Source organism: Microbacterium sp. NPDC087868 (genome assembly GCF_044900755.1).
Classification (GTDB): Bacteria; Actinomycetota; Actinomycetes; order Actinomycetales; family Microbacteriaceae; genus Microbacterium; species Microbacterium galbinum.
Map to the genome: position 1 here is coordinate 1 of NZ_JBJDNO010000004.1, position 13,499 is coordinate 13,499.

17 protein-coding genes are annotated in these 13,499 nt (G+C 71.6%); 6 read left to right on the forward strand and 11 right to left on the reverse strand.

Annotated features, from left to right (window positions below; all coding sequences use genetic code 11):
- Positions 1–529: 529 nt before the first annotated feature.
- Positions 530–1,015 carry a YfbM family protein gene (locus ACI2JZ_RS13855; RefSeq protein ID WP_336642175.1) on the reverse strand — a complete coding sequence of 162 codons (486 nt, stop codon included), beginning with the start codon at positions 1,013–1,015 and terminating at the stop codon, positions 530–532.
- 208 nt (positions 1,016–1,223) lie between these two features.
- Here ACI2JZ_RS13855 and ACI2JZ_RS13860 point away from each other — a divergent pair, with 208 nt between their 5' ends.
- A complete protein-coding gene (locus tag ACI2JZ_RS13860; RefSeq protein ID WP_404598138.1) occupies positions 1,224–2,375 on the forward strand; it encodes an alcohol dehydrogenase catalytic domain-containing protein in 1,152 nt (383 codons plus the stop codon).
- A 46-nt stretch (positions 2,376–2,421) separates the two neighbouring features.
- Here the strand turns inward: ACI2JZ_RS13860 and ACI2JZ_RS13865 are convergent, their stop codons facing one another.
- Entirely contained in the window at positions 2,422–2,934 is a 513-nt protein-coding gene (locus tag ACI2JZ_RS13865) for a CinA family protein (RefSeq protein ID WP_404598140.1), read from the reverse strand.
- A complete protein-coding gene (locus ACI2JZ_RS13870) occupies positions 2,931–3,503 on the reverse strand; it encodes an FHA domain-containing protein (RefSeq protein ID WP_404598141.1) in 573 nt (190 codons plus the stop codon). The genes ACI2JZ_RS13865 and ACI2JZ_RS13870 overlap by 4 nt, the downstream gene beginning before the upstream one ends.
- Before the next feature lie 200 nt (positions 3,504–3,703).
- Here ACI2JZ_RS13870 and ACI2JZ_RS13875 point away from each other — a divergent pair, with 200 nt between their 5' ends.
- The 3 genes from ACI2JZ_RS13875 to ACI2JZ_RS13885 all read left to right on the forward strand — a co-directional run bounded on the left by ACI2JZ_RS13875 (position 3,704) and on the right by ACI2JZ_RS13885 (position 6,091).
- Complete coding sequence (locus ACI2JZ_RS13875; protein WP_247956795.1) at positions 3,704–4,051, forward strand: ATP-dependent DNA ligase; 348 nt, start codon at positions 3,704–3,706, stop codon at positions 4,049–4,051.
- 130 nt (positions 4,052–4,181) lie between these two features.
- Positions 4,182–5,066 (forward strand): SDR family oxidoreductase, encoded by an 885-nt coding sequence (locus tag ACI2JZ_RS13880; RefSeq protein ID WP_247625243.1) that lies wholly within the window; start codon positions 4,182–4,184, stop codon positions 5,064–5,066.
- Between the two features lie 35 nt (positions 5,067–5,101).
- A complete protein-coding gene (locus ACI2JZ_RS13885) occupies positions 5,102–6,091 on the forward strand; it encodes an EamA family transporter (protein ID WP_404598142.1) in 990 nt (329 codons plus the stop codon).
- Here the strand turns inward: ACI2JZ_RS13885 and ACI2JZ_RS13890 are convergent.
- Positions 6,063–6,872, reverse strand: coding sequence for a YidC/Oxa1 family membrane protein insertase (locus tag ACI2JZ_RS13890; RefSeq protein ID WP_404598143.1), 810 nt, complete (start codon positions 6,870–6,872; stop codon positions 6,063–6,065). The two genes, ACI2JZ_RS13885 and ACI2JZ_RS13890, sit on opposite strands and share 29 nt — an antisense overlap.
- Before the next feature lie 72 nt (positions 6,873–6,944).
- A complete protein-coding gene (locus ACI2JZ_RS13895; protein ID WP_247625240.1) occupies positions 6,945–7,217 on the reverse strand; it encodes a DUF6412 domain-containing protein in 273 nt (90 codons plus the stop codon).
- Between the two features lie 53 nt (positions 7,218–7,270).
- Here ACI2JZ_RS13895 and ACI2JZ_RS13900 point away from each other — a divergent pair, with 53 nt between their 5' ends.
- Positions 7,271–8,323: an NAD(P)H-dependent flavin oxidoreductase gene (locus ACI2JZ_RS13900; protein ID WP_404598144.1), complete on the forward strand. Its 1,053-nt coding sequence runs from the start codon at positions 7,271–7,273 to the stop codon at positions 8,321–8,323.
- A 22-nt stretch (positions 8,324–8,345) separates the two neighbouring features.
- On the opposite strand, the gene purU is transcribed toward ACI2JZ_RS13900, so the two are convergent.
- Complete coding sequence (gene purU / locus ACI2JZ_RS13905) at positions 8,346–9,197, reverse strand: formyltetrahydrofolate deformylase (RefSeq protein ID WP_247634047.1); 852 nt, start codon at positions 9,195–9,197, stop codon at positions 8,346–8,348.
- Positions 9,198–9,291: 94 nt separating this feature from the next.
- Here purU and ACI2JZ_RS13910 point away from each other — a divergent pair, with 94 nt between their 5' ends.
- On the forward strand, positions 9,292–9,759 hold the full coding sequence (locus tag ACI2JZ_RS13910) for a glutaminase (protein WP_404598145.1): 468 nt from the start codon (positions 9,292–9,294) through the stop codon (positions 9,757–9,759).
- Positions 9,760–9,804: 45 nt separating this feature from the next.
- Here ACI2JZ_RS13910 and ACI2JZ_RS13915 read toward each other — a convergent pair whose 3' ends face one another.
- From ACI2JZ_RS13915 to ACI2JZ_RS13935, 5 genes are all read right to left on the reverse strand, one after another.
- Positions 9,805–10,521 carry a GMP synthase gene (locus tag ACI2JZ_RS13915; RefSeq protein ID WP_404598146.1) on the reverse strand — a complete coding sequence of 239 codons (717 nt, stop codon included), beginning with the start codon at positions 10,519–10,521 and terminating at the stop codon, positions 9,805–9,807.
- 64 nt (positions 10,522–10,585) lie between these two features.
- Positions 10,586–11,314, reverse strand: coding sequence for a LysR substrate-binding domain-containing protein (locus tag ACI2JZ_RS13920; protein ID WP_404598147.1), 729 nt, complete (start codon positions 11,312–11,314; stop codon positions 10,586–10,588).
- Positions 11,315–11,370: 56 nt separating this feature from the next.
- On the reverse strand, positions 11,371–11,778 hold the full coding sequence (locus ACI2JZ_RS13925; RefSeq protein ID WP_247625234.1) for a DapH/DapD/GlmU-related protein: 408 nt from the start codon (positions 11,776–11,778) through the stop codon (positions 11,371–11,373).
- Positions 11,779–11,860: 82 nt separating this feature from the next.
- Positions 11,861–12,634: a DNA-formamidopyrimidine glycosylase family protein gene (locus ACI2JZ_RS13930; protein ID WP_404598149.1), complete on the reverse strand. Its 774-nt coding sequence runs from the start codon at positions 12,632–12,634 to the stop codon at positions 11,861–11,863.
- Positions 12,634–13,455 (reverse strand): EI24 domain-containing protein, encoded by an 822-nt coding sequence (locus tag ACI2JZ_RS13935; RefSeq protein ID WP_404598150.1) that lies wholly within the window; start codon positions 13,453–13,455, stop codon positions 12,634–12,636. Before ACI2JZ_RS13935 ends, ACI2JZ_RS13930 begins: the two co-directional genes overlap by 1 nt.
- Between the last annotated feature and the right edge of the window lie 44 nt (positions 13,456–13,499).

A 13,499-nucleotide genomic window follows, 5' to 3' on the forward strand; every position in this document is an offset into this window, starting at 1 on the left:
CCCACACCGACAACGGCGTCACCCTCTGCTGGCACCACCACCGCACCCTCGACACCTCCGGCTGGACCATCCGCATGCACAACGGCACACCCCACGTCCGCGGACCCGCATGGTGGGACCCCCACCAAAAATGGCGAACACCCCGACCCGCACCACGCACCACCGCCAACGCGACAAAACAGCGAACCCGGCCACCGTTGCGCGCATGAACGCTGGTCGACTGCGACTGCGACTGCGACTGCGACTGCGACTGCGACCGCGGACGCGACCGCAGCGCGACCGTGACCGCGACCGCAGCGCGACCGTGACCGCGACCGCAGCGCGACCGTGACCGCGACCGGTCGCCCGGTATCGGCCGCGAGCATCACCCGTCCGTGACCGGGCGCCTGAACGGCGCCATAAGCGGCGGCTTCCGCGAACGACTCCCGTGAACGACTCCCGTGAACGACTCCCGTGAACGAGTCCCGTGAAGATGTCCGCAAAACGACTTCCGCGACGATCTCCGTTGCCGGCCGGGCCCTGCAGCACCTCAGTAGATGCTGATCACCAGGTGGCGCTCGGCATCGGCGGCCTGCTGGTGCACGCGCCGCAGTTCGGCGAAAGCATCCGTCAGCTCGGCCCGCAGCTGCGCGGGGTCGTCGGTCCAGATGTTCGGGTAGACGCGCGCCGAGGCGAACGCGGCGAAGTCGACCCTCGCGAGCGCCTCGTCGAGGTCGACCGCGTCGAGGGCTTCGATGATCGGCTCGAGCTCGTCATTCTCTGTGCAGCCGACGAAGTCGTCACCGCCGAACGCGTGCACTCCCACGACGGCCTCGCTCAGCGGGTCGTCCTCGCGCGGAGCGGAAGCCGATACCCCGGTGAGCAAAAAGTGTAGGCCGTCCCACATCTTGTCGACGTAGACGGTGGGCGCACCGGCCTCTTCGAGTTCCTCGAGCGTCGACAGCAGAACCTCGGGCGACAGTGACACCAGCCGATCGAGCGTGCCCTCATCGATCAGTGTGTATGCAGCCCTCATGCCCATCCGAACCCTCCCCGTTCGTCGCGGTACCGCTCCCAGCCTAGAGCGCACGCGAGCGGCACCGAGACACCCGGCGAATCCGAATCGGATCGGAGGTGAACAGCCGCTGAACACTCGCGGGTGCGCCCGAATGCGCCGTTCTCGTCCTGGAAGAGTCGGAGAAGACTCGGGGAACGAGATCGCGCAGCTGACACGGGGGAGCGACATGGGAACGATGCTGACCCGCCCACCCGGGCGCCGGCGCGACGTGGCGCTGCGACCCGCGGCCACCGCGATGGTGTTCGTCGGCGAAGGACAGCCCCACGAGACGATCGCCGTACCGGGTGTCGCCCTCTCCGACGGCGATGTGCTGGTCGCGGTCGAGCTGTCGACCATCTGCGGATCCGACGTGCACACCGTGCAGGGGCATCGACCCGCCCCGGTGCCGCTGGTGCTCGGGCACGAGAGCGTTGGCCGGGTCATCGCGCTCGGCGACGCCGGGGCGATCGCGACCGACGGCGCACCGCTGCGCATCGGCGACCGGGTGGTCTGGTCGATCACGGTGTCGTGCGAGAGCTGCGACCGGTGCCTGTGCGGCATGCCCCAGAAGTGCCGCACGCTCGCGAAGTACGGGCACGACCGCATCGGTGCGCACGGGGAGCTGACCGGAGCCTTCGGCAGCCACATGCAGCTGCGCGAGGGAACGACGATCGTGCGGGTGCCCGAGACGCTCCCGGCATCCGTGCTCGCTCCCGCGTCGTGCGCGACCGCGACCGCCTGGGCGGCCGTCGCCCGTGCGGCCCGGCATCGCGATCTGGACGGCGTACGGGTGCGCATCCACGGAGCCGGCCTCGTCGGGCTGTCCGCCGCCGCGATCGCCGCCGAGCAGGGAGCGCACGTCGAGGTGCTCGACCCGAACGACGCGCGTCGCGCCCGGGCGCAGGAATGGCTGGCACCACGCGGAAGCCGGTCCCTGAGCGAGCGGGGCGAGACGGAGGGCGGGGCGATGCCGTCCGATTCCGCAGGCAGCCCCGAACCCGACGTCGTGATCGAGGCATCCGGTCACGCGGTCGCCGAAGCGCTCGACGGGGTCGCCGTCGGCGGGATCGTCGTGCTCGTCGGCAGCGTGTTCCCCGCCGACCGGGTGCCGCTCGACGCCGAGAGCATCGTGCGTCGCCTCGTCACGGTCGCCGGTGTGCATAACTACACAGGGGGCGACCTCGCCGAGGCGGTGGCGTTCCTCGCCGGGCGCGGACGCGCCTACCCCTTCGCGGATGCCGTCGGAGCCGTGCGGCCGCTCGCCGCGATCGACGAAGCGCTCGCCGAGGCATCCGCCCCGGGAGCGCCGCTACGCGTCGGGTTGCTACCGGGGCGCTGATCGACGCGGCGAGTCGGAGCGAAGCGCCCCGAGTGGGCATGCCGCCTCAGGAACTCGCGCGGCGAGGATCCGCCGCATGCACTCCCTCGATCCGCACAGTCAGGAGGCGTACCGCCTGAACGACCGCTGACTCCATGACCTCCGCGGGATCGCCGGGCAGCATCAGGGCGCGGTGACCGACACCATCGGCCGTTGCCCACCCGAGGAACACCGTTCCGGCGGGATGCCCGTTGTCGTCCGGTCCCGGACCGCCGACGCCCGTGGTCGCGACGCAGAGGTCGGCATCGAAGAGCTTTCGTGCGCCCTCTGCCATCTGCTCGGCGACCTCGGCCGAGCAGGGATCCAGGCCGGGGGTCACCCCGAGCACACGCTCCTTCTCGGCGGACTGGTACACGACCACTCCGCCGCCGAACCCGCGCCCGGCGTCATCACCCCCGCCGACCGCGCTCGCCAGTCGCCCCGATGTCAGAGACTCCGCCACGCAGATGCGCAATCGACGCTCGAGCGCCGTGCGACTCAGATGCCGGAGATCGTCGGACGAGTCGGCACCGTCCGTCACCTCGCGTCGTCCTCCGAGGTGTCCTCCGACGAGCTCTTCGCGGAGTCGTCAGGACCCGGCGTTTCCGTTGCGGGACCGTCGGGGGCGGCCGCGTCGTCGGGACCCTCTGCCGCTTCGTCGTGCGCGTAGTCGGGTCGCGGCGGCTGCAGCGGCTGGTCGTCGTACTCGCCGCCCTTCCGCCCGCCGAACGGGCGGCCGTGGTCGGCGAACTCCTCGCGGTGGTACACGAACGTCCACGGTCCGGCGGTGAACCGCGCACCCGTGCGCAGGGTCTCCGTGCTCGGGGCGGAATGGGTGCCGTCGGCGTTGTCGCTCGCGTTGCGCTCGCCCTTGCCGTGCAGTTCGAGCACGTACTCGTCGCGCTGGTCGTGGGTGATCGTGGCGTGCACGGGATCCGTGTCGGCGAGACGGAGTTCGTTGCCCGCCGCCGAGCCGATGCGCACGACGTCGACGTCGAGGAGGAACTCGGTGCGCTCGTCGTCTCGCGAGATGCGCAGCTTCGGTTCGCCCGCGCCCCACTCGGCGTGGGTCGTGGTGGGGGTGTAGCCCTCGGTGCCTGAATCGGTCATCCGTCATCGCCTCCTCGGCAGGTAATGGGACACGACTCTAGGGTCTCGGTCGTCGCCGTCGGAGGGGCTTGACTTCGCCCGGCCGGGGTGTCACGTGGACCCGGGTTCCGCGCGGGAACGATGAGGGCATACGCTTATTCTCATGGGGTGATCCCGACGGCCGGGTCGGAGAACCGAAGCATCGCACCGAGGAGCACCTGATGGGGAAGTTCGTCTACGAAGGCGGAGTCAAGACCGAGATCGAGGACCGGGCGCTCACGCACCTGCAACTCGTCATCACCGCGAAGCTGCGCCGGGGCGAGCCGTTCCCGTTCAGCTGGCGCGAAGACGCGAGCGTCGGCGGCGGCCGCACGACCGTGTGGATCCAGCCGGCGAGCTCGCTGGTATTCAAGTACTTCGGCAGCCGCCAGCCGTCGATCAACCGCGCGTGGATCGAAGCGCTCGCCTTCACGGCCAACGCTCCCAGCGGTCTGTACCTCGTGCCCGAGCCCGCCGAGAACGGTGAGGCGCCGACGACGACCGAGATCCCGGCGGCGCCCGCGAGCTGAGCGCGGCCGCTCGTCGGAGCATCCGCCTGTCAACCCCCTGGAATCGGGTGGGCCGTGACGGCATCGTCGGTATCTCGCGCAACCGGATTTCTGCGCGCCGAGACCGACGATACGGAACCCAGGTGACGAGATGACCGACTCCACGACCGACCCCCGACACGCGCACCGCGAAGAGGGCTTCCCGGCGCAGCAGCAGGACCAGCCGGGCCTCACCGGGCTGACGCTGCCGACCCCCGACCACGGGGAGGCGAGCTACGTCGGCCACGGCCGACTCGACGGACGGCGGGCCCTGATCACCGGCGGCGATTCGGGCATCGGCCGCGCGGCGGCGATCGCATTCGCCCGCGAGGGCGCCGATGTCGCGATCGCGCATCTGCCGGAGGAGCAGGCGGATGCCGACGACACTGTGCGGCTGATCCGCGACGCGGGGCGCACCGGCGTGAGCCTCGCCGGAGACCTCCGCAACGACGAGTTCGCCGCCGCGATCGTGTCGCACACCCGCGAGGCGCTGGGCGGTCTCGACGTGCTCGTGCTCAACGCCGGGTATCAGCACGACATCGACGGGTTCGAGTCGATCGACCCCGATCGCATGCGCCGCGTGTTCGAGACGAACCTGGAGGGGATGCTGCTGACCGCCCGCGCCGCCTTCCCCGAGCTCGAGCCCGGAGCGAGCATCATCGTCACCGCCTCGGTCCAGGCGTACAACCCCTCGCCCGGACTCATCGACTACGCGATGACGAAGGCCGCGCAGGTCGCGTTCGTGCAGGCGCTCGCCGAAGAGGCGGGTCCCCGCGGCATCCGGGTGAACGCCGTCGCGCCGGGGCCGATCTGGACGCCGCTGATCCCCGCCACCGGCTGGGACGAGGAGCGCCTCGCGACCTTCGGCCAGGACACCCCGCTCGGTCGCGCCGGGCAGCCGGCGGAGCTCGCGGGGGCGTACGTGTACCTCGCGTCCGCGGAGTCGTCGTACACCTCGGGCATCGTGCTGCCGGTCACCGGGGGCAAGCACCTCTGAGATCGCACGGGGCGGCGCGGAGCTACGCTGGAGGAGTGCAGAAATCCGCGTCGTCCCGGACCCTGACGGGCGTCGCCCTCGTCATCGGTTCCTGCCTGTCGCTGCCCTTCGGGGCGGCCGTCGCGGCACAGCTCTTCCCGGTGCTCGGCCCCTGGGGTGTGACGTCGCTGCGCGTGGCGATCGCCGCCCTCCTCCTGGTCGTCATCGTGCGCCCGCGACCCCGGCGCTGGACGCGACAGCAGTGGGCCGCGGCGCTGCTGTTCGGGCTCTCGCTGGCCGCGATGAACGGCTTCTTCTACGCCGCGATCGACCGCATCCCCCTGGGACCCGCCGTCGCGATCGAGTTCCTCGGCCCCCTCGTGCTGGCGGCCGTGCTCACCCGCAGGCTTCCGGATGCCGTCTGGGTCGGCGTCGCGGTGATCGGCATGGGGCTGCTCTTCGTCGACGGCGTCGTCGGCGCCGAACCGCTCGATCCGCTCGGCGTGGTGTTCATCCTCATCGCCGCCGGCTTCTGGGCCATGTACATCCGCACCAGCGCGAAGGTCGGGGCGGTGATCCCGGGCAGCGGCGGGCTCGCGATGGGGCTCGTCGTCGCCGCCGTGCTGCTGCTCCCGGTCGGCATCCCCACCGCGACCGTCGTCGCCGTCGACCCGCAGCTCCTGCTGCTGGCGGGGATCACCGCCGTGCTGTCGTCGGTGATCCCCTACAGCTTCGAACTCGCGGCGCTGCGCCGTCTGCCGCAACGGGTGTTCGGGGTGCTGTTGAGCCTGGAGCCCGCCTTCGCGACGCTGGCGGGGTGGCTCATCCTCGGTCAGGACGCGTCGCCTCTGCGCCTCCTCGCGATCGCCCTCGTCGTCGCCGCGAGCATCGGGACCACCCTCGGCATCCGGCGCGCGCGTCGGCGGACGGACGACGCCGAGTCCGCATCCGATCCCACGACCGAGCCGGGCGCGGTTCCCGGCTCCGATCGCCGGAACGATCCCGAGACCGGGGTGTTCACCGCGCCGATACCCCTGCCCGACTGACCGGCGCTGCCGCGTCCGCCGTGCCGGTGGTCGCGAGCGGGTAACGGCGACGCAGCAGCATCCGCTGGACGAGCGTCCACACGACCGTGACCGTCAGGTACAGCGCCGCGGCGAGCGGCACGAACACCGCGAACACGGCCGTCAGGTAGTGGAGCGACCCGAACACGCGCTGCATCGCGGGGGAGTTCATCGCCGCGCCCATCGATGAGTCGTCGTCGACGGGAGCGGGGCGGAACACGCGGCGCGTGACCTCCGCGGTTGCGATGATCACCAGCAGCAGCGCCCCGAACACGAGGAACGTCGCAGGCGTCGCCGTGCCCCCGAACACCGCGGAGACGAGGCTCGTCCCCAGCGGAGCCCCGAACAGGTCGTGCGTGAGCAGATCGTTCGGGTGCCCGGCGATCTCGGGGCGGATGAACAGCGTGTACAGGATGCCGACGACCGGGGCCTGCGCGAGCACCGGGAGCATGCCCGCGAACGGTGAGGTCTTCTCGTCGCGGTAGAGCGCGAGCATCTCCTTCTGGAGCCGCTCGGGACTCTTCTTGTGGCGGCGCTGCAGGTCGCGCAGCTTCGGGGCGAGGCGGGCGCGCGTCTGCTCGGCCTTGGCGGTCGAGAAGCCGACCGGGATGAGCAGGGAGCGCACGAGCAGGGTGACGAGCACGACCGCCAGAGCGGCGGCGGATGCCCCGGCGAGGGGTTCGAGCAGGGTGGAGAGCCCGGCGAGGGCGCCGTAGGCGGCGTCGAGGAGGGCGGCGAGGGGCGGGAAGGCGAAGAGATCCATCGGAGTGTCCGTTCATGAGGTCGGGAGGGGTCGGCGAAAGCCGCGTGGTCCCTCCCGTTCCCGGGCGGAGGACTACGCGGGGATCGCGACTCCCGGCGCTCGCGGACGCGGGTGACCGGCCGCATCGGGATCGCTCTGCGCGAGCAGCGCGGACGCATCGATCGCGCGCCACGGATGCGGGGCGCGGGCGTCGACGGTCGTGCGGATGCTCAGCGCGACGGCCAGCACGAGGGCGGTCACGGCGATGACGGCGATGGCCACACCGAGGGCGGCGGCATCCGGCATCGCGACGAGACCGAGGGTCGCGAGCAGCACGCTCAGCATCCGCTCGATCCACTCGCCCATGCTGCGAGGGTAGCACCGGGCCCTGGGCGCGAGGGCGGGAATAGGCTCGGAGCATGAGTGATCTGCGTGGCCTTCGTGAGCTTGTCGGTGTCGAGCATCCCATCGTGCAGGGGCCGTTCGGCGGGCTGTCGTCGGTCGCGCTCGCCGCGGCGGTCAGCGAGGTGGGCGGGCTCGGGTCGTTCGGCCTCTACGGCTACGACGGCGACCGCATCCGCGCCGTCGGAGCCGAGCTCCGCGCGGCCACCAGCCGACCCTTCGCACTCAACGTCTGGCTGCCCACGGGCGACGAGGTCGAGCCGAACGCCCAGCACATGATCTTCGCCCAGGCGCTGCAGCCGTTCTACGACGCGGTCGGCATCGAGACGCCGGCTCGACCGGACCGGTACCTCGCCCCGCTCGACGAGCAGCTCGACGCGATCTGGGAGGTCGCCCCCGCCGTGCTCAGCGTGGTCTTCGGTGTGCCCGGCGCCGAGGTGGTCGACGAAGCGCACCGCCGCGGCATCCGCGTCGTCGGAACCGCCACGACGGTCGCCGAGGCCGTGGCGCTGGAGGCGGGCGGTGTCGACGCGATCGTCGCGACCGGCATGGAGGCGGCGGGCCACCGGGTGTCGTTCCTGCGGCCCGCCGAGGAATCCCTCGTCGGCACGTTCGCGCTCGTGCCGCAGGTCGTCGACGCGGTCTCGGTGCCCGTCATCGCCGCCGGCGGCATCGCCGATCGTCGCGGAGTGGCCGCGGCCTTCGCGCTGGGGGCGAGCGGGGTGCAGGTGGGCACCGCGTTCCTCGCGACCGACGAGTCGGCGGTCACCGCCGCGCACCGGGCGGCGATCCACGCGACGGCCGCCGACGAGACCGTGCTCACCCGCGCGATGAGCGGACGACTCGCGCGCGGCGCCCGCAATCGAGCCGTGCGCGCGATCGAGGCGAGCGGCACCATCGCGCCGTTCCCGATGCAGAACTGGCTGACCGGGAAGTTCCGCGCGGCTGCGGGGGAGCAGGGGTTCGGCGAGCTGCAGTCGCTGTGGATGGGGCAGGCCGCACCGCTCGTGCACCTCGAGACGGCGGGCGAGGTGTTCGCCGAACTCCGCGCGGGCGTTCCGCGGGGGTGACGCCTGCCGGCGAGCTGTCTGTCTAGAGGATGACGGTTGAGCGGCCGTGCACGATCACGCGGTCCTCGGCGTGCCACTGCACCGCGCGGGCGAGCACGAGACGCTCGACCTCGGCGCCTCGGCTCTGCAGGTCGGCGGCGGACTCGCCGTGCGTCACGCGCGTGACGTCCTGCTCGATGATCGGCCCCTCGTCGAGGTCGGCCGTGGCGTAGTGCGCCGTCGCACCGATCAGCTTCACGCCGCGATCCTTCGCCCGTGCATAAGGGTTCGCGCCGATGAAGGCCGGCAGGAACGAGTGGTGGATGTTGATGACCGGGGCGCCGACGCGCTCGATGAAGTCGTCGGTGAGGATCTGCATGTAGCGCGCGAGCACCACCAGATCGACGTTGCCCTGCAGCAGTTCGAGCTGACGGGACTCCATGGCTCCCTTGTCGCCCGAGGGGATGTGCACGAACGGCACACCGAACGATCGCACCGACTCGGCGAGGTCGGGGTGGTTCGAGATGACCATCGTGATGTCGATGTCGAGCTGACCGCGCTGCGTGCGCCACAGCAGCTCCATGAGGCAGTGGTCGTACTTCGACACGAAGATCGCGACGCGCTTGCGGCGGGAGACGTCGTGCAGCGACCACTCCATCGAGAAGCGCTCGGCGACCTGCGCGATGCTCGCCTCGAGCGCGGGGCGGGCAGCGGCGAGGCCCGGCAGGTGGATGACGGTGCGCTGGAAGAAGCGCCCGCCCTCGGAGTCCGTCGAGTGCTGATCGAGCGAGATGATGTTCGCTCCGTGCTCGGCCAGCACGTTGGCGACGGCCGCGACGATGCCGGGCTGGTCGTCGCACGCGATCAGAAGGCGAGCGGTATCGGGCTGTGACATGGCGTCTCCTCGGGGTGTGCATCGATTCTGCCGTGCGAGCGGCCCTCCCGGCGAATCGCGCCCGTCACGAGCCACCGCTCGCTAGCCTGGAGGGATGCATCCGACCGCTTCCGACCTGTTGACCCGCGCGGTTGACGACCTCGCGGGCTCCCCGAAGGAGGGGCTCGGCGAGGAGCGCGACTCCCGTTGGCGGGGCAAGCGGATCGTGCGCGTCGGCGAGGCCTGGCACCTGGGCGTGCTGCTGCTCACCGACACGCACGCGCTCGCGACCGCCGAGGTGCTCCGCGCTGCCGACCCCGGTCGCCGCGGCTACACGGCCGAGTCGGCGCGCGAACGCGCCGAGCGCCGTGCCGAAGCCCTCAAGGGCGGCTTCGACGAGGGCGAGGTCGTGCACGTCGGGTGGAGCGTGATCGACGTCGACGCGGTGGATGCCGGGGGAGCCTCCGGGCCGCTCGCGCTGGTCGACGGCATCCCCTCGGTGCGATGGAGCGCCGCCGGGGGCTTCATGCCGCTCGAGGCATACCTGCGGGAGCGCGTCGAGCTGCTGCGCGGGGCGAGCTAGTCGCGCGCGTCCAGTGGTCGCAGGCGAACGCCACGGACGCTCGGCTCAGGCGAACGTCTCGGCGAAGCGGCGCAGCAGCTCGGCGCCCTCGGTGACGGATGCCGACAGCACCTGCCCCTGCACGCGATCGAACTCCGCCGGGTCGAAGTACCCGGTCGTGCGGTAGAACGTCATGCGGTCGGCGAAGTCGCGCGGCGTGGGCTCCGGGTGGAACTGCGCGGCGTACAGGTGCGTGCCCACGCGGTACGCCTGCACCGGGCAGGAGTCGTTCGTCGCGAGCAGTTCGGCCCCCGGCGGGAGCGCGGCGGCGCTCTCCTTGTGCGCGGTGAAGACGGTGAGCGCGGGTGCGCTCGGACCGAACACGGGGTCGGCGGCTCCGGCATCCGTCGTGCGGATCACGGTCGCGCTCGCCGATTCCGGAGTCGAGGTGACGACCTCGCCGCCGAGCAGGCGGGTGACGACGCCGATGCTGAAGCAGGTGAAGAAGACGGCGGTCTCGGCCGCGATCGCACGGCGGGCGAGGCGCTCGAGGTCGGCCTCGACCCGCAGCTGCACGGCGGACTTCACGGTGTCGGAGACGTTGAACGGCGAACCGCCGACGACGATCCCGCGGTAGCCCTGCAGACGCTTCTCGTCGAGGGGCTCGTCGAGAAGATCGAGGCGGTCGACGACGTCCACGCCGAGCGCGCGCCGGAACGAGGCGTGCTCGGCATCCGCGGCCCCGGTCTCGGGTCGCACGCAGACGTAGAGAAGCGAGGACATCAGAAGATTCTAACGAGAGCGCGGCGGCCGGCCGGTCGGCGGTGACTCCCCGTGACGACTGCGCTCACCGCGACGACTGCGCCGTGCGGCCGCGGACGATGCCGACGAACGTCTCGACGTCGGGCGTCGTGCGCTCGCGCACCCAGGCGAGGGCGACGGTCGAGGTCGGGCCGTCGACGAGCGGGCGGTAGTCGGCGTCCTTGCGGTGGTGCAGGCGCGCGAGCGACATGGGCACGACCACGGCGCCGGTACCGGTCGCCGCGGTGACGATGGCCTCGGCGGTGGACAGGGGCGCGAAACGCGGCGCGAGGGCACCCGGTGCGTCGATCGCGGGCAGCGTGTCGTCGGTCAGCGCGAGAAGCACTTCGCCGGCGAGATCCTCGAGGCGGAGTTCGTCGGCGGCGAGGAGGTGCGACTCGATCGATGCGACGACCACGGGAACCTCGTCGTACAGCGGGATGACGTGCAGCGTATCGACGGTGTCCGCCCCGAGGGGCAGGCGCACGAGGGCGGCGTCGAGCCCGCCGATCGCGGCATCCTGATCGGCCACCTCGACCGGCACGACCTCGAGCGGGACATGCGGCATGCGCTGCTTCCAGGCATCGATCCACTTGCCGGGTGTCGCGCCGGGTACGACGCCAAGGCGGAACGTGCGCGGCTCCTCCGGAACGGAGGCCGGGGCGTCGAAGACGACCTTCTTCGCCTGCTTCGGCTGGCCGGGCCGGCGCTTCTGCTGCGGCGGCTTCGTCGTCTTCTGCGGGCGCCGCTGCGGTCGCCGTCCCTGAGTCGCCATGCGATCAAGGGTATCCGGCGACCGCGCGGTCGAGTACCGCGGTGGTCAGCGGTGCGTCAGGCGGCGAGCCAGAGGCCCTTGCGGTTCGTCGCGACGGTGAGACCGGCCGCGACCGTCTCGTCGTCACCGATACGTGCGCCGCGCACGATGCGCGCGCCCGCGCCGATCTCGGTGCGGACGCCGATGTGCGCGCCATCGCCGACGGCCGCGCCCTCTCCGATGTGCGCGTGCGCCTCGATGTGCGCTCCGTCGCCGATCACGGCATCCGGTTCGATCCACGCGCCGCGCGCGATGGTGGCTCCGGCGCCGATGCGTGCGCCGGGTTCGATGTAGGCGCCGGCTTCGATGTGCGCCTTCGGGTGCACCTTCGCGCCGTGCGCGACGAGTCCTCGGCCGTTGGCGTGCTTGCGGTAGCGCAGCGTGTCGCCTCGGTCGTTCTCGATGTCGACGTAGTTCTTGCCCACGATTCCTCCCGTGCTCCGGGGTTTTCCCCAGTGCTATCAATAACCACGCGCCTACGGGATTCATTCCCCGGTATGGAACCGGTCAGCGCTGGCACACGGGGCACCAGAAGGTGATGCGCTCACGCGTCGGATCCGCGCCCTGTTCGCCCCGTCGGATGAGCGTTCCGCACCGTCGGCACGGTCGCCCCGCGCGGCCGTAGACCCAGGTGGCCTGGCCCGGGCGATCGATCCCGGTGAACGTGCGGTTGCGGCGGTCGCGGTTGGCGCGGATCGTGCGCGTGCCGAGGTCGAGTAGGGCCGCGGCGTCGACCTCCGCGGCCGGCGTGGTCGGCATGATTCCCCGCAGGAACAGGAGTTCCGCGGCGTACTCGTTGCCGAAGCCCGCCACGTTGCGCTGGTCGAGCAGGGCGACGTGGATGCTGCGCGCATCGGCCGAGATGCGCCGGGCCGCCTCTGCGGGATTCCAGTCGGCGGAGAGCGGATCGGGGCCGAGGTAGCCCACGAGATCGTCTTCGTCGCGGGTGGGCACCAACTCGATCTCGGCGATGTCGACGCCGACCGCTTCGCGCTCGGCCGTGCCGACGATCGCGCGGACCTTGAACGCCGGATGCCGCCACTTCTCACCCGGTCGGTAGACGAACCACGCACCGTCCATGCGCAGATGGGAATGCAGCGTGCTCTCACCGATGCGCAGGAGCAGATGCTTGCCCCGAGGTGCCGCTCCGTGCACCGTCTGGCCCGTGAGATCGGCGGTCGCGAAGCGCGGCACCCGCAGGTCGAATCGCGTCACGGTGCCACCGGCCAACGCCTCGTCGAGCCGCCGCGCCGTGCGGAAGACGGTATCTCCCTCGGGCATCAGCGGGGTCCGGCCGGGGGCGGGGGCGGGGGAGCGCTCGGCGCCGGAAGGTCGTGGTTCTGCATGCTGCGGCTGCGTTCCTGCATGCTGCGGCTGCGTTCTTGCATGCTGCGGCTGAGCATCGTCGAACCGGCGACGGCGGCGGGCATGACCGCGACGGCACCGCCGGGCACGAGGAAGCAGAGCTGGGTGGCGACGCCGAAGCCGAGCACGCGCGCACGGCTGCCCGCGAACAGAGCGGCGCGGTCGGCGGGGGTGAGGTCTCGGGCGTCGAACGCGCGCCCGGTGAGTTCGCGTGCGAGGAGGCGTCCCGAGAGGACCACGCCGAGCACGGGGCCGACGAAACCGCCCACGAGGGGCAGGAGGCCGGCGATCAGCACCACGATCGCGATGAGCACACCCAGCACCACGAGGCGCAGGCCCTCGCCGATCGTCGTCCAGAAGCTGCCGCCGTCGGCCGGCGGCGGATCGCCGAGGTCGACCTCGACCGCGTGCCAGATGCGCTGATAGAAGGGATCGCCGATGGTGAGGGTCAGAGCCGTGAACACGGCGCTCGCGAGGAAGACGGCGGCGGCGACGATGACGAACCCGACCGCAGTGCGGAACAACGATCGCCAGGGCTCGACCCAGCCGTCGGCGAAGGGCGTGGCCCACGCCGTGATCGACCCCATGCCCAGCACCAGCGGGAGGATCGCGGCGATGAGCAGCACGAGGGCGATGACCGCCGGCACGAGCCCCAGCGCCATGAGGCCGGGGCGGGTGCGCCATACGGAGAACCCGCGCAGCAGAAGGCGGACGCCGGTGACGAACTCTCGGATCATGACTCTCACAGTAGAGGGGGGCGGATGAGCGGGCGGTGGCGGGC